Source organism: Nocardioides islandensis, from assembly GCF_015352455.1.
Taxonomy (GTDB): domain Bacteria; phylum Actinomycetota; class Actinomycetes; order Propionibacteriales; family Nocardioidaceae; genus Nocardioides; species Nocardioides islandensis.
In genome coordinates this window covers 129,967-149,833 of record NZ_JADKPN010000011.1, presented here as the reverse complement: position 1 = coordinate 149,833, position 19,867 = coordinate 129,967, and the positions used below count along the sequence as shown (strand labels likewise).

The 19,867-nt window shown below is 73.0% G+C and carries 20 protein-coding genes; 12 read left to right on the top strand and 8 right to left on the bottom strand.

All coding sequences use genetic code 11. The features are described 5' to 3' along the window. Positions 1-21: 21 nt before the first annotated feature. Positions 22-1,209 carry an MFS transporter gene (locus tag ISU07_RS17255; protein ID WP_194708061.1) on the bottom strand — a complete coding sequence of 396 codons (1,188 nt, stop codon included), beginning with the start codon at positions 1,207-1,209 and terminating at the stop codon, positions 22-24. 233 nt (positions 1,210-1,442) lie between these two features. On the opposite strand from ISU07_RS17255, the gene ISU07_RS17250 reads away from it, so the two are divergent. From ISU07_RS17250 to ISU07_RS17230, 5 genes are all read left to right on the top strand, one after another. Continuing rightward, positions 1,443-2,774: an OmpA family protein gene (locus ISU07_RS17250; RefSeq protein WP_194708060.1), complete on the top strand. Its 1,332-nt coding sequence runs from the start codon at positions 1,443-1,445 to the stop codon at positions 2,772-2,774. A 15-nt stretch (positions 2,775-2,789) separates the two neighbouring features. Beyond that, entirely contained in the window at positions 2,790-3,365 is a 576-nt protein-coding gene (locus ISU07_RS17245) for a LysR family transcriptional regulator substrate-binding protein (RefSeq protein ID WP_194708059.1), read from the top strand. Between the two features lie 205 nt (positions 3,366-3,570). Then, positions 3,571-4,737 carry a galactokinase gene (galK, locus tag ISU07_RS17240; protein WP_323742676.1) on the top strand — a complete coding sequence of 389 codons (1,167 nt, stop codon included), beginning with the start codon at positions 3,571-3,573 and terminating at the stop codon, positions 4,735-4,737. 86 nt (positions 4,738-4,823) lie between these two features. Beyond that, positions 4,824-5,120, top strand: a complete 297-nt coding sequence (locus ISU07_RS17235; RefSeq protein WP_194708058.1) for a YiaA/YiaB family inner membrane protein — start codon at positions 4,824-4,826, stop codon at positions 5,118-5,120. A gap of 13 nt (positions 5,121-5,133) precedes the next feature. After that, positions 5,134-6,576, top strand: coding sequence for an LLM class flavin-dependent oxidoreductase (locus ISU07_RS17230; RefSeq protein WP_194708057.1), 1,443 nt, complete (start codon positions 5,134-5,136; stop codon positions 6,574-6,576). On the opposite strand, the gene ISU07_RS17225 is transcribed toward ISU07_RS17230, so the two are convergent. Both ISU07_RS17225 and ISU07_RS17220 read right to left on the bottom strand, forming a co-directional pair. Beyond that, entirely contained in the window at positions 6,569-7,783 is a 1,215-nt protein-coding gene (locus ISU07_RS17225; protein WP_194708056.1) for an acyl-CoA dehydrogenase family protein, read from the bottom strand. The genes ISU07_RS17230 and ISU07_RS17225 overlap by 8 nt on opposite strands. Next, positions 7,780-9,129, bottom strand: a complete 1,350-nt coding sequence (locus ISU07_RS17220; RefSeq protein ID WP_194708055.1) for an acyl-CoA dehydrogenase family protein — start codon at positions 9,127-9,129, stop codon at positions 7,780-7,782. Before ISU07_RS17220 ends, ISU07_RS17225 begins: the two co-directional genes overlap by 4 nt. A 130-nt stretch (positions 9,130-9,259) precedes the next feature. Here ISU07_RS17220 and def point away from each other — a divergent pair, with 130 nt between their 5' ends. Both def and ISU07_RS17210 read left to right on the top strand, forming a co-directional pair. Continuing rightward, positions 9,260-9,853, top strand: a complete 594-nt coding sequence (def, locus tag ISU07_RS17215) for a peptide deformylase (protein WP_194708054.1) — start codon at positions 9,260-9,262, stop codon at positions 9,851-9,853. Further along, the gene (locus ISU07_RS17210; RefSeq protein ID WP_194708053.1) at positions 9,853-10,377 is read left to right on the top strand and encodes a GNAT family N-acetyltransferase; all 525 of its coding nucleotides are present in this window, start codon (positions 9,853-9,855) and stop codon (positions 10,375-10,377) included. The genes def and ISU07_RS17210 overlap by 1 nt, the downstream gene beginning before the upstream one ends. Here ISU07_RS17210 and ISU07_RS17205 read toward each other — a convergent pair. Genes ISU07_RS17205 through ISU07_RS24500 form a run of 3 tightly spaced genes read right to left on the bottom strand, consistent with a single transcriptional unit; the run spans position 10,374 to position 12,452 of the window. Then, on the bottom strand, positions 10,374-11,180 hold the full coding sequence (locus ISU07_RS17205; protein ID WP_194708052.1) for a TrmH family RNA methyltransferase: 807 nt from the start codon (positions 11,178-11,180) through the stop codon (positions 10,374-10,376). The two genes, ISU07_RS17210 and ISU07_RS17205, sit on opposite strands and share 4 nt — an antisense overlap. A 19-nt stretch (positions 11,181-11,199) precedes the next feature. After that, on the bottom strand, positions 11,200-11,739 hold the full coding sequence (locus tag ISU07_RS24505) for a uroporphyrinogen-III C-methyltransferase (RefSeq protein ID WP_323742675.1): 540 nt from the start codon (positions 11,737-11,739) through the stop codon (positions 11,200-11,202). Between the two features lie 2 nt (positions 11,740-11,741). Continuing rightward, complete coding sequence (locus tag ISU07_RS24500) at positions 11,742-12,452, bottom strand: siroheme synthase (RefSeq protein ID WP_267238954.1); 711 nt, start codon at positions 12,450-12,452, stop codon at positions 11,742-11,744. 71 nt (positions 12,453-12,523) lie between these two features. On the opposite strand from ISU07_RS24500, the gene ISU07_RS17195 reads away from it, so the two are divergent. The 5 genes from ISU07_RS17195 to ISU07_RS17175 are packed head-to-tail and all read left to right on the top strand — an operon-like array spanning position 12,524 to position 16,460. Further along, positions 12,524-13,051 carry a YbhB/YbcL family Raf kinase inhibitor-like protein gene (locus ISU07_RS17195; protein ID WP_194708051.1) on the top strand — a complete coding sequence of 176 codons (528 nt, stop codon included), beginning with the start codon at positions 12,524-12,526 and terminating at the stop codon, positions 13,049-13,051. A gap of 8 nt (positions 13,052-13,059) precedes the next feature. Beyond that, positions 13,060-13,863: an ABC transporter permease gene (locus ISU07_RS17190; RefSeq protein ID WP_194708050.1), complete on the top strand. Its 804-nt coding sequence runs from the start codon at positions 13,060-13,062 to the stop codon at positions 13,861-13,863. Beyond that, a complete protein-coding gene (locus ISU07_RS17185; RefSeq protein WP_323742674.1) occupies positions 13,856-14,677 on the top strand; it encodes an ABC transporter permease in 822 nt (273 codons plus the stop codon). The genes ISU07_RS17190 and ISU07_RS17185 overlap by 8 nt, the downstream gene beginning before the upstream one ends. Next, positions 14,677-15,609, top strand: coding sequence for an ABC transporter ATP-binding protein (locus ISU07_RS17180; protein WP_194708049.1), 933 nt, complete (start codon positions 14,677-14,679; stop codon positions 15,607-15,609). The genes ISU07_RS17185 and ISU07_RS17180 overlap by 1 nt, the downstream gene beginning before the upstream one ends. A gap of 44 nt (positions 15,610-15,653) precedes the next feature. Then, on the top strand, positions 15,654-16,460 hold the full coding sequence (locus tag ISU07_RS17175) for a class I SAM-dependent methyltransferase (RefSeq protein ID WP_194708048.1): 807 nt from the start codon (positions 15,654-15,656) through the stop codon (positions 16,458-16,460). On the opposite strand, the gene ISU07_RS17170 is transcribed toward ISU07_RS17175, so the two are convergent. Further along, entirely contained in the window at positions 16,438-17,616 is a 1,179-nt protein-coding gene (locus ISU07_RS17170; RefSeq protein ID WP_194708047.1) for a vWA domain-containing protein, read from the bottom strand. The genes ISU07_RS17175 and ISU07_RS17170 overlap by 23 nt on opposite strands. Continuing rightward, positions 17,613-19,865 (bottom strand): DUF5682 family protein, encoded by a 2,253-nt coding sequence (locus ISU07_RS17165; protein WP_194708046.1) that lies wholly within the window; start codon positions 19,863-19,865, stop codon positions 17,613-17,615. Before ISU07_RS17165 ends, ISU07_RS17170 begins: the two co-directional genes overlap by 4 nt. Positions 19,866-19,867 lie beyond the last annotated feature (2 nt).

The window sequence follows — 19,867 nt, the reverse complement described above, 5'->3', positions numbered from 1 at the left end:
CCGTACGGCGTCCGCCCGGCGTCACGACCGTCGGCGCAGCGGCGGGTAGGCCAGGGCCAGCAGGCCGACCACGCTGCACGCGACGGCCGAGCCCGCCAGCACGCCGGTCAGTCCGACGCTGTCCACCGTCGCGCTGCCGATCGCGCCGCCGGCCGGGATCGCGGAGATGATCAGCGCTCGCTGGGTGCCGAAGAGCCGCCCGTGGTGCTCGGGCCTGGTCCAGCGCTGCAGGGCGGTGGCCTCGACCGCCGAGTAAGGCCCCCAGACGACACCGGAGACGAAGTAGATGACCACGGCCCACCCGACCGAGTGCACGAACACCAGCGGCAGCATCGACAGCCCGTAGAGCACGGCGCCCCACGCGTTCACCAGGCCGGGGCGGTCCAGGAACGACAAGTACGGCGCGAGCAGGAGCCCGAGGAGCGCCCCGAGGCCCACGACCACGCGGAGCACGGCGTACGTCGTGGCGCCGCCGCCGAGGTGGCGTTCGACCAGGATCGGCAGCAGGGGCTGGAACGGCCCGTACACGAAGTAGTACGCCGTGGAGAGGGCGATCAGGGCGACCACCGCGGGCGGGTAGCGGAGCGCGGATGCAGCGCCGGCCTCGAGCCCGGCGCCGACGGGACGACGCGACTCCGCCGGCAGCCCCTGGGCCAGCCCGAGCGCCACGAGCAGCAGCACGGCGGGAACGGCGTAGGCCCCGGGCCCGAGCCACGTGAGCGCCGGTCCGGCCAGAGCCGCCGAGAAGATGATCGGCACCTGGTCGGCCAGGGCGAGCAGCGTGTTCGCCCGGCCGAGCTGGTCGTCCCGCACGTAGGTGGGCGTGAGGGCACGCGCGCCGGCGTACGTCACCGGGGCGCAGAGCGAGCAGCCGGCGGCGACCACGAGGATCGCGACGTACCCGTCGTCGCCGCCGACGGCGAGCACGGCGAGCAGCAGCAACAGGGCCGCGCGAACGGCGTTGTCGAGGCCGATCATCCGGCGCGGTCCGCGACGGTCGATCAGCCGACCGCCCACGAGCCCCCCGACGAGCGTCGGCGCACGGGCGGCGAGCACCAGGCCGGCGATCAGGAGTCCCGAGTAGCCGCGCTCCGCCGCCAGCCAGAACACGGCGAACTGGACGTACCAGTCGGCGGTGGAGGCCAGGGTGGCGACGACCGCGAGCCGCCGGACCTGCCCGGGCAGCGGCGTCCGCGCCGTGCTCACCACGCGCCGAACCTAGGGCCCTGGCGTGCGCACCCCACCCGCGGCCCGTCGTGACGACCGCCGGGCCGGGGTGCACGCTCGAGCCCAGGGCGCGGTGGTCTGGACCAGTCACCGCCCGAGCGTGATCTCGGAAACGCAACTCCCGTCACGCGGGGCACACTTTTCCCGCATGCTTGGGGCACCGGGGGAACGAAAGCGGAGAGATGACATCGGGAACAGCGCTGGGAAGGTCGGGCATGGCGGACGACCGGGGTGAACGCTTCGAGTCCTCGCCTGCCACCCGCCTCCTCGACGCGCTCGGCCGCGGAGACCTGAACGCCGCGCTGCTCGAGTTCCGCCCGACCACCATCGTCCGTACCGAGGACCGGAGCTGGTCGCTCCAGGGTGAGGAGCAGGTCCTCTACGGGCTGGAGGACGCGCTCGACCTCTTCCCGGGGATCGTCTTCGACTCGCACGCGCGCCACATCGGCCACGGCCGCGTCATCGAGGAGGCCCGGGTCCGCGACCTCGGCCCGCTGGACGCGGACGTCCCGGGTGACGAGGACGCCGACCCCGCCGACCGCGGCGACGCCGGCGAGCACGCGGCCGGCGCCGGCGCAGGTGGCGGCGGTTCGCTGGTCCTCGACCGTGACCACGGGAAGAGCGAGACGCCGCGGCTGAACATGCCGATCCGGCTCACCGTGCTGCACGACGACCAGTCCGTGCACGAGATCATCCTCAGCTTCCCGCGGGCCCTGCTGCGCGCGGCGCTGGGCCAGCCCTTCGACCCGCTCGACATGGCGGTGCAGGAGATCCAGTCGGCGTTCGTGGCCCCGGTCGGGTCCGGCTTCTCGACCTACGAGCTCGGCACCAAGCCCGTGGCGCCCCTGGAGTTCGCGCCGCCTCCCCCGCCGGAGCCGGCACCCGTGCCGGTGGCCGAGACCGAGCCCGTCGCCCAGCAGACCTGGCGCGCCGCTCCCCCGCTGCTCATCGAGGAGGAGGAGCCACCGCGCAGGCGCGCCAAGCTCGTCGTGCCCCTCGTCGTGCTCCTCGTCGGCGCGATCGCCGGCGGCACCTGGTGGTTCACGCAGGGTGGCACCTCGCCCGAGGCCGACGCGAAGCCGAAGAAGCCGGCGCACACCACCAGCCAGGGTGACAAGAACAAGCCGACCAAGAAGCCGAGCGCGTCGCCGTCCCCGACCAAGACCGAGCCCGTCGTCACCAAGACCCCGGACAAGCCGACGGTCACGCTGAAGTCGGACCTGGCGTTCCCCAAGAACAGCGCAGCGCTCTCCGACGCCGCCAAGGTGGCGATCGGCAAGCTCGCCGACCAGATCCGCGCCGCGAAGCTGCACGGCACCATCCACATCGACGGGTACACCGACAACCTCGGCTCGGCCGCCCACGGGCTCTCGCTGTCGCAGGACCGGGCGCAGGCGGTCGCGCAGTACCTGCGGTCACGCCTCGGCAGCTACCGCATCGACATCGTGGCCGTCGGCCACGGCGAGGCGAACCCGATCGCCAGCAACGACACCGAGGCCGGGCGGCAGAAGAACCGCCGGGTCACGATCACCCTGCCCGACAAGTGACCTAGGGTCGGCCGCATGGCCTTCCGCGTCGGGTTCGTCACCGGCGCGACGCCCGACAAGTGGGCGGGCGTGTGGCGCGAGCGCTACCCGCGCGAGCCGCTGGACCTGGTCCCGGTGACCGAGGCCGAGCAGGAGGCCGTCCTCCGCTCGGGCGAGGTGGACATGGCCCTCGTGCGGCTCCCCGTGGACCGGGACGGCCTCCTGTGCATCCCGCTGTACGACGAGGTGCCGGTCGTCGTCGCCGGCCTCGAGCACCTCGTGGCGGCGGCGGACGACGTCCGACTCGACGACCTCGTGGACGAGCAGCTCGTCCGGCCGCACGTCAGCGGCTGGCGGCCCACCGCCGACCAGCTGGCCTGGCCACCGATGACCGAGCGCGAGGCGGTCGAGACGGTCGCGGCGGGTACGGGGATCGTGATCCTGCCGATGTCCGTCGCCCGGCTCCACCACCGCAAGGACGTCGTCCATCGCCCGGTCGTGGACCTCCCCGTCACCACCGTCGCCCTCGCGTGGCGGGCCGACCACGACGACGAGCGCAGCCAGCGGTTCGTGGGCGTGGTGCGCGGGCGGACGCCGCGCTCCTCCCGCTGAGACTGCGTCGTCGACACGGCAATGCCCTGGCCTAGGGGGGGTCGGCCAGGGCATCGCCTGTTCTGGGGGGATGAGTGCGTGTGGCGCTCGCCCTTCGGGACGGGGGTCCGGTTCACGATGCCCCGAGCCGCCATGACCCGGACGAGCGTTCCGTCCTGCACAACGGGCGGGGGGCGAGAAGGTCACGGCCCCTAGGCTCGACCGCGTGACCCTCCTGGACCCGGGCTCAGTCGCGGCACTCTCGACGTCCACGCGCAGAGCGTTCCAGGCGGCGTACGGCATCGCTCCTGCCGTGGTCGGTCGCGCGCCCGGCCGGGTGAACCTGATCGGGGAGCACACCGACTACAACGCCGGCCTGGTGCTGCCCGTGGCGCTGCCGCACGCGACGTACGCCGCGGTGACGCCGCGGGCGGACCGGCTGGTGCGGCTGCGCAGCGCGCAGCGGGACGACGCGTGGGAGGGCGACGACCTGGGGCCCGGGCAGGTGGACGGGTGGGCGGCGTACGTCGCCGGAGTGGTGTGGGCGCTGCGTGAGAGTGGCGTCGAGGTGCCCGGCCTCGACGTCTGCGTGGACAGCACGGTGCCGCTCGGTGCCGGCCTCTCGTCGTCGGCGGCGCTGGAGTGCTCGGTCGCGGTGGCGGTGACCGAGGTGGTGGGGCGGAAGGACGACCCCGACGAGCGAGGCCGGCTGGTACGGGCGTGCATGCGCGCCGAGACCGAGGTGGCCGGGGCGCCGACGGGTGGCATGGACCAGACAGTGGCGCTCTTCGCGGAGCCGGGGGCGGCGCTGCTGATCGACTTCGACAGCGGGGTCAGCCGTCCGGTGCCGCTGGCCCTGGAGGCGGCAGGGTTGGCGATCCTCGTGGTCGACACCGGGGTGTCGCACGCGCTCACCGACGGCGGGTACGGCAGCAGGCGCGACGACTGCGAGCAGGCGGTCCGCGCCCTCGGCGTCGGCTCCCTGCGCGAGGCGACCCTCGACCAGGTCGAAGGCCTCGAGGACGAACGGATCCGCCGGCGCGCTCGCCACGTCGTCACCGAGATCGCCCGGGTGTCACAGGCGGTGGACGCGATCGGGGCGGGTGACTGGGCGGCGCTGGGGTCGCTGTTCGCGGATTCCCACGCCTCCATGCGCGACGACTTCGAGATCTCCTGCCCCGAGCTCGACGTGGCCGTCGGGTCGGCCGTCGCCGCCGGTGCGGTCGGCTCCCGCATGACCGGTGGCGGGTTCGGCGGCTCGGCCGTCGCCCTCGTACCTTCCGACTCGCTCGACACGGTCACCGGCGCGGTCTCCGCGGCCTTCGCCGACCAGGGCTTCAAGCCCCCGACGTACCTCCTCGCCGATCCGTCCCCCGCCGCCTCGCTCTGTTGAACCAGGTCGGTCGAGTACGTGTACTCAGCGGGCGACGGGTACTCAGGCGGGCGCGAGGAGGTGGGTGTCGCGGCCAGGGTTCTCGCATGGCTACCAACCAGAACGCGAACCCCAAGAACTCCGCCGCCTTCTACACACAGGCGATCGTCTCCTTCGGCGTGGCTCTCTTCGCCGTCCTCGTCGCCGTCTACTACCTGCCGGCCGACCCCTGGATCAAGGCGTTCTTCGCCCTCTCGATCTGCTACCTCGTCACCTCGTCGTTCACGCTGGCCAAGGTCATCCGGGACCGCCAGGAGGACGACATGATCTTCAGCCGCCTCGACCAGGCCCGGCTCGAGAAGGCCCTCGCCACCCACGACCCGTACAAGAACGTCGCCTCCTGAGACACTCCCCCTCGTGCCGCCCTTGCCCGATCCCGCACTCGTGGTCCTCATCGGACCCGCGGGGTCGGGCAAGTCGCATTTCGCCTCGACCCACTACCGCCGCCAGGAGATCGTCTCCACCGACGAGCTCCGCTCCGTCCTCGGCAGCGGCGAGCACGACCTGCCGGCCACCGCCGAGGCCTTCGCGATCCTCGACGTGATCGTCATCAGCCGGCTCAAGCGCGGGCTCACCACCGTGGTCGACACCCTCGGCATGGACCGGGGACTGCGCCGCCTCTGGATGGAGCGAGCCCGTCAGGCAGGCCTGCCCGCGGTGGCCGTCGTGGTGGACACCCCGGCGCGGGAGACGCGACGCCGCAACGCGGACCGCGCGTACGTCGTCCCCGCCGATGCGCTGAACCAGCAGCTGCGCCGGTTCCAGGAGGTCCGCACTGAGCTGGACGAGGAGGGCTGGGACGTCATCCACGTCGTCACACCCGACGCTGCCACACCCGCCCCGGCGCCGGTCCCCGTCAGGTCACCGACCGAGGACCGCCGGTCGTCCCAGGGCCTGCGCGTGTTCCTCCAGCTCTCCCGCTTCCCCTGGGGCGAGGACCCGGGCGGCTGGCTGCGCTCCATGGCGCTGGCGGCCGACCAGAGCGGCTTCGCCGGTCTCGCGGTGATGGACCACCTCATCCAGATCCCGCAGGTCGACCGCGCGTGGGAGCCGATCCCGGAGCCCTGGGTCACCCTGGGCCTGGTCGCCGGGCTCGACACGGGCCTCGAGCTCGGCACGCTGGTCTCCCCCATCACGTTCCGACCGGCCGGCATCACCGCCAAGGCAGCCGCCACCCTCGACGCGCTCACCGGCGGCCGCGCCTTCGTCGGCGTCGGCGCCGGGTGGTGGGACCGCGAGCACACGGCATACGGCATCCCCTTCCCACCGGCCCGCCAGCGTCTCGACGCCCTCGAGGCGGGCATCGAGACGATGCGCGCCCTGTGGGCGCCGGGCACCAAGGCCGCCGCCGGCCTGCCCGAGACCACCAGCTACCCCCGGCCGGTCGGGCGCATCCCGGTCGTCGTCGGCGGCAACGGCGAGCGACGTACCCTGCGCATCGCGGCCCGCCTCGGCGACGCCTGCAACCTGCCCTCGGACGTGGAGCGGCTCGACCACAAGCTCGCCGTGCTGCGGCAGCACCTGGACGCCGTGGGACGGCCGTACGACGACCTCGAGGTGACGGTCCTCGACCTGCCCGTCGTCGGCGCGGACCGCGAGGACGTCTGGGCTCGGGTCGAGCGGCACCGCGGACGGACCCCGGCGGCGGCGTACGCGAAGAAGAAGCACGCGGGCACGGTCACCCAGCAGCGCGACCGGTGGGCCGGACTCGTGCAGCGAGGCGTCGGCACCGTGTTCGTGTCGACGCCGGACCTCAACGGCCCCGACGACGTGCTGGCGCTGGCGGGTCTGACTATCTGAGCTGCGCGCTCGTCAGGCCCAGCACCCGGCGGGCGACGATCAGCTGCTGGATCTGCTGGGTGCCCTCGAAGATGTCGAGGATCTTGGAGTCGCGGGCCCACTTCTCGAGCAGCTCGCCCTCGGCGTACCCGACGCTCCCGCACAGCTCGACGCAGGACAGCGTCACGTCGGAGCCGACGCGCCCGGCCTTCGCCTTGGCCATGGAGGCCTCCAGCGAGTTGGGCTTGCCGTTGTCGGCCATCCAGGCGGCCTGGAGCATCAGCAGCCGGGCGCCCTCCCAGTCGGCCTCCATCTGCAGGTACTTGGCGGCGGCGGCGGACTGCACGTGCCCGGGCCGGTCGTAGTCGATGTCGACCCCGGCCCGCTCGAGCAGGTCGCGGGTCAGGTCGAGCGAGGCGCGGGCGCAGCCGACGGCCATCGCCGCGACGAGCGGACGGGTGTTGTCGAACGTCGCCATCGCGCCGCCGAAGCCGGCCTTGGTGTCGATGTCGGGCGAGCCCAGGAGGTTCTCGGCGGGCACGCGGCAGTCCTCGAACCGGATCGTCGCGGTGTCGGACGCCTTGATGCCGAGCTTGTGCTCGAGCCGCTCGACGGTCATGCCGGGCGTGCCCTTCGGGACGACGAACGACTTGATCGCCGCGCGGCCGGCCGACCTGTCCAGCGTCGCCCACACCACCACGGCGTCGCAGCGGTCGCCGGAGGTCACGAAGATCTTCTCGCCGTTGATGACGTACTCGTCCCCGTCGAGGACGGCGGTCGTGGAGATGTTCGCGGAGTCCGACCCGGTGCCGGGCTCGGTGATGGCCATGCCGGCCCACACGCCCTCGAACCGCTTCTGCTGCTCGGCGTTCGCTACCGACGCGATGGCGGAGTTGCCGAGGCCCTGGCGCGGCAGCGAGAGCAGCAGCCCGACGTCGCCCCAGCACATCTCGGCGATGCCGAGCACCGAGGCGAGGTTGGTGCCGTTCTTGACCTTCCCGTCGTCGGCCGTGTCCTCGTCCCGCTTGACGCCGCCGGCGCCGGCGCCGTTGCTCGCGCCGGACTCCGACAGCCCGTCGATCATCGCGGCGAGGAGGTCGAGCTCCTTGGGGTACTCGTGCTCGGCCGCGTCGTACTTGCGGCTGATCGGCCGCAGCATGTTCATCGCGACCTGGTGCGCCTGGTCTCGCAGCGGGACGAGCTTCCTCGGGTCGTCGAGGCTGATCACACCAACACACCGCCTTCCATCACGCCGATCGCCCGGAGGTCGCGGTACCACCGCTCCACCGGGTGCTCCTTCACGAACCCGTGGCCGCCCAGCAGCTGCACGCCGTCGAGCCCGATCTTCATGCCCTTGCTCGCGCACAGCTCGCGGGCCAGGCCGATCTCGCGTCTCGCGTCCTTGCCCGCGCCCACCCGGCCGGCGGCCTTGTAGGTGAGCAGCCGCATGGCCTGCAGCTCGATCGCGATGTCGGCCACCATGAACGCCACCGACTGGCGGTGCGCGACCGGCTCGCCGAACGCCTCGCGCTCCTTGACGTACGGCGTCACGTAGTCGAGCACGGCCTGCCCGGTGCCGACGGCCAGCGCGCACCAGGCCAGGCGGGACAGCCGCACGCACTCGGCGTAGGTCGTGCCGTCGTCAGCACCGAGCAGTGCGCCCTCGTCGACGCGGACGCCGTCGAGCACGACCTTGGTCAGCGACGCCGCACGCACGCCCATCGACGGGTCGGCCTCGACGGACAGCCCGTCGGCGCCGGCCTCGACGAGGAAGAGGGCGTTGGCACCGGTGTCGAGCCGGGCGCCGACGACGAACAGCTCGGCGTCGGCGCCGCGGGGCACGAGCGACTTCACGCCGTCCAGCACGTAGCCGTCGTCGATGCGAGTGGCCGTCGTGCCCGGCTCGAGGGCGTCGAAGAGGACGGCAGGCTCGGTGAGGGCCAGCGCCGCGGCGGGCGGCTCGTCCCCGGTGAACGCCGGCAGGTACGTCGCCTGCTGCTCGTCGGTCCCCCACAGCGACAGCGCGGTGGCCACCGAACCGGGGGCGAGAGCGGCGACCGCGATGCCGAGGTCGCCCTTGGCGAGCGCCTCGGCGACCAGCGTGCCGGCCATCGCGGTGCGTTCCTCGGACAGGCCGCCCAGCGCCTCGGGCACCCCGAGGATCGGCAGCCCGATCTCGTTGCCGGCCCTCAGCACCTCGTCGGGCGTCGCGCAGGCGGCGTCCGCGTCAGCGGCCGCGGGGCGGACGACCTCGGTGGCCAGCTCGGTGACGACGTCGACGAGCATCTGCTCGTCCTCGGTCGGGGTGAGGTCGAAGACGCCACGGCTCCGCGGGGCGCCCGGACGGGTGCCGGCCCTCCCCCGCCTGCCGGCCCGCGCGAAGGCGCGGCCCGCGGTGGTGGCGGTGCGGAAACCGCTCCTGGTGACCGTGAAGACGGCCTTCTCGGTCTGCCGGCGGATGCCGAGCCGGTCGAGGAGGTCGCTCTGGGCCAGCTTGTTCATGGCGGCGACGGCGTAGCCGATCGGGTCCCGGCTGTCCCGGGAGGAGACTCCGTGCCTGCTGGGGGCGGACATGAGGAAACTGTAACTCCCAGTTACACTTTCGGTCAGACCGGCACGCGTGTGCCTGCTCACACGATGCCGGGGGGCTCGGGTGGGCGGCCGCGTGCCGGTTCCGGCATCGATCCCTCTACGCTTCCCGGCCATGACCTCCGACGTGCCGCACACGCCGCACGGTCCTCTCCCCGAGGGCGGGAAGCCGCGCGCGATCACCCGGTGGGGCACGCCGGTGATGCACCGCCGGCAGGCGGACGTGACGGCGTACGACGAGGAGCTGCGCACGCTGGTCGCGGACATGGCAGCGACCATGTACGCCGCGGACGGGGTCGGTCTCGCGGCCTGCCAGGTGGGGGTCGACCTGCGGGTGTTCGTCTTCGACTGCCCCGACTCGACCGGCGACCACACGGTCGGAGTCGTGTGCAACCCGACGGTGTCGCTGCCGGAGGGCAAGGACCGCAAGCTCGACGAGGCCGAGGAGGGCTGCCTCTCGTTCCCGGGCGCGTTCGTCGAGTGCGCCCGGCCCGACGCCGCACGTGTCACCGGGTTCGGCGTGGACGGGGAGCCCGTCGTGTTCGAGGGGGACGGCCTGCTGGCCCGCTGCCTCCAGCACGAGACCGACCACACGCTCGGCACCGTGTTCGCCGACCGCCTGTCGACCAAGGCGCAGAAGAAGCTGCGCAAGGCGCACGAGAAGGTCGCCGACAAGTTCCCGCTGACCTGGCCGGCGGAGGAGGACTGATGCCCCGCGTGCGCATCGTCCACGTCGACCAGCCGACCCACGCCGCGATCGCGGCCGGGGACCTGGAGGAGGCCAACCGGCTGTCGCCGGTGCCGCTGCGGCCGATCTTCGTGACCGAGTCGTTCCGCTCGACGTTCGGCATCCGGGCCGGGCAGCTCCTCGAGCACCCGGAGGACGCGCCGTGGGTCACCGGGATCCTCTGGGACGAGGACCTGGGGGTCGCGGTCGGGAAGGCCGGCTTCCACGGGTCGCCGGACGCCGACGGCATGGTGGAGGTCGGGTACGAGGTCGACCCGGAGTACCGGCGCCGCGGCTACGCCCGCGCGGCGTTCCAGGCGCTCCTCGACCGCGCCGTCGCCGATCCGTCGGTCCGCGTGCTGCGGGCGTCCATCTCCCCCGACAACGAGCCGTCGCTCAACCTGGCCCGGTCCTTCGGGCTCGTCCAGAACGGCGAGCAGTGGGACGAGGAGGACGGCCTCGAGCTGATCTTCGAGGTGCCGACTCCGACGCCGACCTCGGGCTAGTCCCGCTTCGACGTCACGTAGCAGGCGATGGCGGTCGCGGCGGCGACGTTGAGGGAGTCGATGCCGGCGGCCATCGGGATGATGGCGCGCCGGTCGGCGGCGGACTCCCAGCGCGACGAGAGGCCGTGGCCCTCCGAGCCGAGCACGAGGGCGACCTTGTCGAGGCCGCGGACGGCGTCCTCGATGGCGACGGCGTCGGGGGCCAGGGTCAGGGCGACCGTGGTGAAGCCGGCGCCCGACAGGTCCGGGAGCGCCGTGTCCCAGGACGGCAGCCGGGTCCAGGGCAGCGAGAACACGGCGCCCATGGCGACCTTGACCGAGCGCCGGTACAGCGGGTCGGCACACCGTGGCGACAGCAGCACCGCGTCGAAGCCGAGGGCCGCCCCGGAGCGCAGGATGGCTCCGACGTTGGTGTGGTCGACGATGTCCTCGAGCACCAGCACCGACTGGGCGCTGTCGAGGACGGAGGCGACCGACGGCAGCGGCGTACGCCGGAGCGAGGCGAGGGCACCGCGGTGCACGTGGAAGCCGGTGACCTGCTCGGCCAGCGCCTCGGACACCACGTAGCACGGGGCGTCCGACGTGGCGAGCACGTCGGCCAACCCGTCCAGCCAGCGCGGCGCCATCAGGAAGGAGCGGGGCGAGTACCCCGCCTCGACCGCGCGGCGGACGACCTTCTCGCCCTCGGCCAGGAACAGCCCGTGCTCGGCCTCCAGGTGCTTGCGCAGCGCGACGTCGCGCAGGTCGCGGTAGTCGGCCAGCCGTACGTCGGCCGCGTCGGTGACCTCGATCAGGGTTGCCATGGTCTCGACACCACCGCGCCTAGCGGCTCGGCGGGCTCGACCACCGGTGGTCGGGGTGGGCCACCCGCACGACCTCGCCGACCACGATGATTGCCGGGGCCCGCACGCCCTCGGTCTCGACGGCGGCGCCCAGCTCGCCGAGCGTCGTCAGGACCGTGCGCTCGGCCGGCATCGAGCCGTCGCACACGACGGCCACCGGCGTGGATGCCGCGCGCCCGCCGTCGACCAGGACGGCCGCGATCGCGCCGGCGTTCTCGACCGCCATCATCAGCACCAACGTCCCCGTCAGCCGCGCGATCGCCGACCAGTCGACCAGGGAGCCCTCGTGGCCGGGCGGCAGGTGGCCGGACACGACGGTGAACTCGTGGGCGACGCCGCGGTGGGTGACGGGGATGCCGGCCAGGGCGGGTACGGCGACAGGGCTGGTCAGCCCCGGCACGACGGTCACCGGGACGCCGGCCTCACGGCAGGCGAGCACCTCCTCGTACCCGCGCCCGAACACGAACGGGTCCCCGCCCTTGAACCGCACCACCCGCTTGCCCTCCAGCGCACGGGACACGATCAGGTCGTTGATCGCCTCCTGGGCGGTGAACCGGCCCCGCGGGACTTCGCGACGTCGACCAGCTCGGTCGTCGACGGCAGCTCGCCGAGCACCTCACGGGGCGCCAGCCGGTCGGCGACCACCACGTCGGCCTCCATCAGCGCCTTGCGAGCCGCCACCGTCATCAGCTCGGGAGCGCCCGGCCCACCGCCGACCAGCACCACCCCGGCCGTGCGGCCACGGAAGTGCGGTGCCCCGACGACGCCCTCCCGCAGCGACTCGAGGATGTCGTCGCGCAAGGAGGCCACCCGCCGCGGGTCACGGTGGTCCAGGTCGGTGCTGAGGACGGCCACCACCGCGTCGGCATGCCGGCCGGAGGCCGCCGTCCAGGCCGTGGCCTGGGCGGCGTCGTCGGCGCGCGCGCAGAAGATCCGCCGTACGTCGGCCGCCACGCTGATCGCGGCGTTGGCGACGGGATCGTCGGTCGCCGCGACGACGTACCAGGCGTCGTCCAGGTCCGCGTCGACGAACCGGCGTCGCAGCCACGTCAGCTCACCGGCGTCGGCCATCGCCTCCAGCGACGGGGTGGCCTCCGGCGAGACGACCGTGACCACGGCCCCGGCCGCCAGCAGGGCAGGCACCCGGCGCTGGGCGACGTGACCCGCCCCGACCATCACCACGGGCCGTCCGGCGAGCCGCAGGCCCACGGGGTACGGCGGGTGGTGGTCCATCCGGACATCCTCGCCGATGGGCCGGGCTGCCCCGTGCGAGGAGACCGACCGGCGGACTAGGGTCGGACTTCGTGAGCCTCGACCGACCCGTGACCCCGGACCCGTACCCGCTGCTCCCCGCGGCCGACTCGTTCCACGTCGGCAGCGACGACGTCACCGACGGCCAGCCCCTCAAGGACGACCAGGTCGCCGACAAGGGCAACACCTCGCCGCACCTGTCCTGGGAGGGAGCGCCGGAGGGCACCAAGAGCTACACGGTGACCTGCTTCGACCCGGACGCCCCGACGCCGAGCGGCTTCTGGCACTGGGTGCTCGTGGACCTGCCCGCCGACGTGACCTCGCTCGACGCGGGCGCCGGCGCCGAGGGCGCGAGCCTGCCGGGCAACGCCTTCATGGTGCGCAACGACGGCAACCAGCACGCGTTCATGGGCGCCGCTCCCCCGCAGGGCGACCAGGTGCACCGCTACTACTTCGTGGTGCACGCGGTCGGCGAGGACTCGCTCGGCGTCGACGCCGACGCCACCCCGGCCGTCGTCTCGTTCAACCTCGCGTTCAAGACGCTGGGCCGTGCCATCGTGCACGGCACCTACCAGCACTGACGCACCCGATGATCCCGCTGTACGTCTCGGTGGCGACGCGCGCCTTCCGTCGCTACTCGACGTACACCGCCGCGACGCTGTCCGGCCTGTTCACCAACTGCGTGTTCGGCTGCATCATCTGCTTCGTCTACCTCGCCCTGTGGGACCAGCGCCCGAACGCCGGGGGGTACGACGCGAGCGACGCGGTCACCTACGTCTGGCTGGGCCAGGCGATGCTGATGACGGTGATGGTCTGGGGCGGCGGGGTCACCAACGACCTGGCCGAGCGGATCCGCAGCGGGGACGTGGCGATCGATCTCTACCGTCCCGTGCCGCTGATCGGCTGGTACGTCGCGCAGGACGTCGGCCGCGCCGGGTTCCACCTGCTGACCCGCGGCCTGGGGCCGACGATCGTCGGGGCGCTCCTGTTCGACGTCCGCTTCCCGTCCGGTCCCGTGGCGTGGCTGGGGTTCGCGGTCGCGGTGGTGCTGGCCCTGCTGGTCAGCTTCGCCGTGCGCTTCCTCGTCGCCAGCACGTCGTTCTGGCTGCTCGACGCCAGCGGTCCGAACGCGGTGGCGTTCCTGATGGCGGCGTTCTTCAGCGGGCTGACCGTGCCGCTGGTGATCTTCCCGGGCTGGAGCCGCGACGTGGTCATGGCGCTGCCGTGGGCGTCGTACATCCAGGTCCCCGCCGACATCTGGCTCGGCAAGCGTGAGGGCTGGGACCTGCTGGCGGGACTGGGCTTCGGCGTCCTGTGGGCGGTCGTCCTGTTCGCCGCCTGCCACCTCGTGCTCCGACGCGCGACCCGCAAGGTGGTGGTCCAGGGTGGCTGACCAGGCGACGGGGGTCATCGGCGTCTCGGCGCGCGGCTACCGCGACATCGCGCGGATGTGGGTCAAGGCCGCCCTGGCCTACCCCGCGTCGTTCTGGATGATGGCCGCCAGCCAGTTCTTCCTGACCCTGCTCGACTTCGTCGGCATCTGGATCATGTTCCACACCATCGACTCCCTCGGCGGTTTCGACCTCACCGAGATCGCGTTCCTGTACGGCGCGACCGCCTTCGGCATCGGGGTCGCGGACCTCCTGGGAGGACAGGTCGAGCGGCTCGGGGAGCTGATCCGGATGGGCCGGCTGGACGGCATGCTGCTCAAGCCGCTGCCGCTGCTCGTGCAGGTGTGCGCGGACCAGTTCGCGCTGCGCCGGGTCGCCCGGATCACCCAGGCGCTGGTCATGCTCGGCGTGGCGTCGTACTGGGTCGACTGGACCCCGGCCAAGGTCGGCCTGACCCTGGTGATGCTCGTGTCGGGGTCGGTGATCTTCCTGTCGATCTTCGTGGTCTTCGGCTGCGTGCAGTTCTGGACCGTCGACGCCAGCGAGGTCGCCAACGCCTTCACCTACGGTGGCAACACGATGACGCAGTACCCGCTGACGGTCTTCCCCAAGCAGGTCGTGACCGCCCTGACGTACCTGGTGCCGCTGGCGTTCGTGAACTGGTACCCGTCGCTGTACATCCTCGACCGCGCCGACCCGTACGGCTTCCCCGAGTGGTTGCGGTACGCCTCGCCCATCGCGGCGGTCGCGCTGGTCGCCGTCACGGCCGTGGTCTGGCGCGCGGGCGTCCGGCACTACGAGTCGACGGGCAGCTGATGAGACTGATCGAGGTGCAGGAGCTGCGCCGGACGTTCACCGTCGGCCGGTTCCGGGCCAAGCGCGAGGTGGTGGCCGTCCGCGACGTGTCGTTCGCGATCGAGGCCGGCGAGATGGTCGGGTACATCGGGCCCAACGGCGCCGGGAAGTCCACGACGATCAAGATGCTGACCGGGATCCTGGTGCCGAGCGGGGGCCGGCTCGAGGTCGCCGGGCTCGATCCCAGCCGGCAGCGGACCGACCTCGCCCGGCGGATCGGCGTGGTGTTCGGGCAGCGCACCACCCTCTGGTGGGACCTGCCGCTGCGGGACTCCTTCGCGGTGCTGCAGAGGATCTACCGCACCTCGCCGCGGCGCCACGAGCAGAACCTGGCCGAGTACGTCGAGCTGCTCGACCTCGGCGACCTGCTGGACACCCCCGTCCGCCAGCTCAGCCTCGGCCAGCGGATGCGCGGCGACATCGTGGCCGCTCTCCTCCACGACCCGGAGATCCTGTTCCTCGACGAGCCGACCATCGGGCTGGACGTCATCAGCAAGGGCCGGCTCCGCGAGTTCCTGCGCACGCTGAACGCCACCCGCGGGACCACGCTGATGCTGACCACCCACGACCTCCAGGACATCGAGGCGCTCTGCGACCGGGTGATCGTCATCGACCACGGCACGGCGGTGTTCGACGGCGCCCTCGCCGACCTGCACCGCGAGGGCGGCTCCACGCGCACCCTGGTCGTGGACCTGGTCGACGAGGCGCCGCCCATCTCGGTGCCGGGCGCCACCACCCGCAAGGTCGACGGACCGCGGCAGTGGCTGTCCTTCCCGACCGACGCCAGCGCCGCGCCGATCGTGGCGGCCGTCGCCGCGGCGTACGACGTCGCGGACCTCTCCATCCAGGAGCCGGACATCGAGGACGTGATCCGGGAGCTGTACTCGCGCTGACGGAGGACTGCCCACCACGACGAGCGGAAGGGAGGATGCGCTTCATGAGCCGGGCGTTCTACTCGCGCGCGAGGCTGTACGACCTCATGTTCCCGGGCGGCGGCCCCGCCGTCGACTTCTACCGGACCGAGGCTCACCGGCAGGGCGGGCGCGTGCTGGAGATCGCGTGTGGCACGGGGAACAAGCTGATCCCCATCGCCTCCGACGGGCCTTCGTGCGTCGGCCTGGACCTCTCGTCGGACATGCTGGCCGAGGCGCAGCGCAAGGCGGACGAGCGCGGAGCCGTCGTGGACTGGGTGCAGGGCGACATGCGGGAGTTCGATCTCGGCCGCACCTTCGACTTCGTCTTCATCACCGCCAACTCCCTCCTGCACCTCCATGACAGCGAGGACCTGGTGAGCTGCTTCCGGTCGGTTCGCAGGCACCTGGCTCCGGGAGCACGGTTCGTCTTCGACGTGTTCAACCCGAGCGTCCGCCTGCTCGCCGAAGCCGATGGCGTGCGGCGGACGAGGAAGTCGTTGTCCTTCGTGGACCCTGACCGTGGCAGCGTGAGCGTCGATGTCGCTGAGACCTACGATGCGCCGGCGCAGGTGACACGCGGCACGTGGTACTTCTCGACCGACTCCGAGCCCGACTTCGTCGTCGCACCGCTCGAGATCAGGAGCATCTTCCCGCAGGAGCTGCTGCTGCTCGTCTCGCTCGGCGGACTGCGGCTGGTCGAGCGCTTCGGCGACTGGTCCGGTCAACCCCTCGCCGTCGACTCGCCCCTCCAGCTCTGCATCTGCGAGTCCGCCGGCAGCACCGACACTCACGCACCGCCCCTCGGACTCAGCCCGGCTCGTGGGTCGTGACCAGGTCGTTGGACGCCGCCCACTGGGTGAGGTCGCGGCGCTCGATGGCGGCGGCCATCAGGTCCGGGAAGAGGTCGGGCGTGCACGCGAAGGCCGGGACGCCGATGCCGGCGAGGGCGGCGGCGTGGTCGGCGTCGTACGACGGGCGACCGCTGTCGCTGAGGGCCAGCAGCGCCACGAGGGTCACGCCGCTGTCGACGAGCGACTGCGCACGGCGGAGCATCTCCTCGGCGATGCCACCCTCGTAGAGGTCGCTGACCAGCACCATCACCGTGTCGGCCGGCCGCTCCACCAGGCTCTCGCAGTACGCCATCGCACGGTTGATGTCCGTGCCGCCGCCGAGCTGGACCCCGAACAGGACGTCGACCGGGTCGTCGATCTCGTCGGTGAGGTCGACGATCTCGGTGTCGAAGCAGACGAGCTTGGTGCGTACCGAACGCACCGAGGCGAGCACCGCGCCGAAGACGCTGGAGTAGACGACCGACTCGGCCATCGAGCCGGACTGGTCGATGCACAGGATGATGTCGCGCTCGACCTGGTGCGTGCGCCGGGCGTACCCGACCAGCCGATCGGGCACGACGGTGCGGTGCTCGGGCTGGTAGTGCTTGAGGTTCGCCGCGATGGTGCGCCGCCAGTCGACGTCGCGGAGCTTGGGCCGACGGGTGCGTGCGGACCGGTCGAGCGCGCCGGCCACGGCCTGGACCGTGCGGGCGCGCAGCCGCTCCTCGAGCTGGTCGGTCACGGCCCGGACGACGGTGCGCGCGGTCTCGCGGGAGCGCTCGGGGATGGCCCGGCCGAGGCCGACGAGCGTGGTCACCAGGTTCATGTCCGGCGTGACCGACTCCATCATCTCCGGCTCCAGCAGCAGCTGGCGCAGCCCGAGCCGGTCCATCGCGTCGGCCTGCATCACCTGAACCACGCTCGTCGGGAAGTACCCGCGGATGTCGCCCAGCCAGCGCGACACCTTCGGCGCGGAGCCACCGAGGCCGCCGCGTCGCTCGCCGCCGTACAGCGCCTCCAACGCGCCGTCGCGGCGCTGGTCGTCCTCCGACAGGCCGGGAAGCCCGCCCTCGAGGCCCTCACCGAGCGGCTCGCGGGCCTCCTCGCCGAGCACCAGCCGCCAGCGCGTCAGCCGGTCGCGCCGCTCGTCGCTCACGGCGTCACCTCCAGCCCCAGCAGGGCGGCGACCTTCGCCACCGCAGGGCGGGCGCGGTCGAGGTCGAGCCGGGTCGACGTGGCGCTCGCGGTTGGCTCGCTGCGGCCGAGGCGGGCCACCTGACGGGCGATGGTCGCGCGCTCCGCGGCCTGGAACCGGGAGAACGTACGCCGCAGCAGGGGCAGCAGGTCCTCGAAGACCGCCTCACCGATCGAGCCGACCCAGGCGTCCACGATGGTCAGCAGGTCGGGGTCGTGGACCAGCAGCACCGACTCACCCGAGAGGAACCCGTCGAGCCAGGCCGCCGCGTCGGTCGCCGGCGCACCCAGCGAGAGGCGCCGGCTCATGCGGACGGCGGCCTCCTCCTGGTCGACCCGGCCGGCGTCGAGCAGCAGGCGGTCGACGCGGCCGGCGACGGAGCCGTGGACGTGGTCGCGGGCGGCGACGGCGACCAGTGCGCCCTCCCAGCGCCGCCGCATCCCCTCGTCCTCGAGCAGCGCCACGCCCCGCTGGGCCCCCTCGACCGCCGCGCGCATGGCGGCCGCCGCGTCGTCGTCCAGGCCGACGCACGCGGCGGGCAGCCCGACCGACGCCCGGATCACAAGGGCGCGCAGGACGGTGGCCACGCCGGCGACGTCGACCCCGCGGACGTCGCCGTACCGGACCGTGCGGGCCAGCGGCTCGACGGCGCCGAGCAGGGCGAGCACGTCGTGCTGCTGGGCGGTGCGCTCCTCGAGGCTGGCCACCACCGACCGCAGCCCCTCGGGCAGGTCGCCCAGCAGGCACTCGGAGACCAGCCGCCCCAGGGTGGCCAGGTCGGTCGCCCGCTCGGCCTGCTCGTGCACGCGGGTCGCAGCGGCGGCCTCCACGGTGGTGCCGAACAGCCCGGCCTCGATCACCGACACGGCGAGCTCGGGTCGCCACTCCAGCTCCCAGGCCTCCTTGAACGTGCCGGTGCTGCGGCCGGCGTCCGCCTCGGTCCCCCAGTCGACCCCGAGGACGCGCAGCCGGTGCAGCAGGACCGACCGCGCCAGCCCGGCGTCGCGCCGGAGGTCGAGGGTGACCGTCTGGGACCTCGCGGCCGGCTTGAGGCGGGTGGCGCGCTGCTGGCGGGCCAGGTCGGCGGCCAGCGGCACCATCGGCGCACCCGCGGGCACGCTGCCGAGCTCCCGGCCGACCACCAGCGAGTCGTGCACCAGCCGCAGCGGCACCCGCGACCCCTCGCACAGCACCGACTCCGCGGCGTCGTCGAGCTCGGTGAGCCCGACCGACGGGCGTCCGCGCACGGCGGCCAGCGTGCTCGCCAGCCGCGACGCCTCGACGACCGACGCGGTGGAGGCGTCGAGCTGCTGGCCGCGCAGCTCGCGGGCGACGCGGACCAGCCAGGTCGTCGCCAGGTCGTCGTCCTCCCCGTCGCGGCTCCAGTGGTCGAAGAGGTGCTGGTACCAGCCCGGCGACGTCACGCCGGCGCCGTACCCGCTGGCCAGGGCCAGCCGCCCGCTCGACCACGGTGCCCACGTCGCGGCCACCTTGGTCTTCGGCAGGCCCTTGAGGAGGGCGTTGTCGTGGGCGACCGACGGGTACGTCGCGGGGTCGAGCGCCGGGGCGTGGTAGGCGCCGCACACGAACGCGACCCGCTCCACGCCCTCGGTCCGCAGCGTCTCGCGCACGGCCTTCCGCATGGCCGCCTCGCGGCGGGCGTTCTCGACCACGTCCGGGTCGTCGTCGGGCCGCTCGTCGGTCTCGCGCACGGCGGCCATCGCCGCCTTGACCGCCGCAAACCGCTCCAGCGACGACTCGCCCCGGTGCTCGACGGCGTCCTCCCACCAGCGCTCCGGGTCGTCGTACCCAGCCGCCTGCGCGAGCATCCCGATCGGGTCGGGCCGCGGCGACCGTCCGGGCGCCGGCCGGTCCGACTGCGGCGGGTCCGTGAGCTGGTGGGTCACCGGCAGGTCGGCGAACCGCACCGGTACGCCGTGCGCGAGCGCCCAGCGGACCGCCACCCACTCCGGCGAGAAGGTCGCCAACGGGTAGAAGAGCGCGCGGCGGGGCTCGTCGACGGCGTACACGAGTCCCGCGACCGGAGGCCGCATGTCCTCCTCCGCGACCATCGCGACGACCCGGTCGAGCTCCGGGGCGCCCTCGACCAGGACGGCGTCCGGGCGCAGCTCGTCGAGCGCCCGCGCCACGGACCGGGCGGACCCGGGCCCGTGGTGGCGGATGCCGAGGATGTGGACGTCGACGGTCATGC

Coding starts and splice junctions, on each gene's coding strand:
- ISU07_RS17250 (WP_194708060.1), top strand. CDS start 1,443: ATGGCGGACGACCGGGGTGAACGCTTCGAGTCCTCGCCTGCCACCCGC.
- ISU07_RS17245 (WP_194708059.1), top strand. CDS start 2,790: ATGGCCTTCCGCGTCGGGTTCGTCACCGGCGCGACGCCCGACAAGTGG.
- ISU07_RS17235 (WP_194708058.1), top strand. CDS start 4,824: ATGGCTACCAACCAGAACGCGAACCCCAAGAACTCCGCCGCCTTCTAC.
- ISU07_RS17220 (WP_194708055.1), bottom strand. CDS start 9,129: ATGTCCGCCCCCAGCAGGCACGGAGTCTCCTCCCGGGACAGCCGGGAC.
- def (WP_194708054.1), top strand. CDS start 9,260: ATGACCTCCGACGTGCCGCACACGCCGCACGGTCCTCTCCCCGAGGGC.
- ISU07_RS17210 (WP_194708053.1), top strand. CDS start 9,853: ATGCCCCGCGTGCGCATCGTCCACGTCGACCAGCCGACCCACGCCGCG.
- ISU07_RS17205 (WP_194708052.1), bottom strand. CDS start 11,180: ATGGCAACCCTGATCGAGGTCACCGACGCGGCCGACGTACGGCTGGCC.
- ISU07_RS24500 (WP_267238954.1), bottom strand. CDS start 12,452: ATGGACCACCACCCGCCGTACCCCGTGGGCCTGCGGCTCGCCGGACGG.
- ISU07_RS17190 (WP_194708050.1), top strand. CDS start 13,060: ATGATCCCGCTGTACGTCTCGGTGGCGACGCGCGCCTTCCGTCGCTAC.
- ISU07_RS17180 (WP_194708049.1), top strand. CDS start 14,677: ATGAGACTGATCGAGGTGCAGGAGCTGCGCCGGACGTTCACCGTCGGC.
- ISU07_RS17175 (WP_194708048.1), top strand. CDS start 15,654: ATGAGCCGGGCGTTCTACTCGCGCGCGAGGCTGTACGACCTCATGTTC.
- ISU07_RS17165 (WP_194708046.1), bottom strand. CDS start 19,865: ATGACCGTCGACGTCCACATCCTCGGCATCCGCCACCACGGGCCCGGG.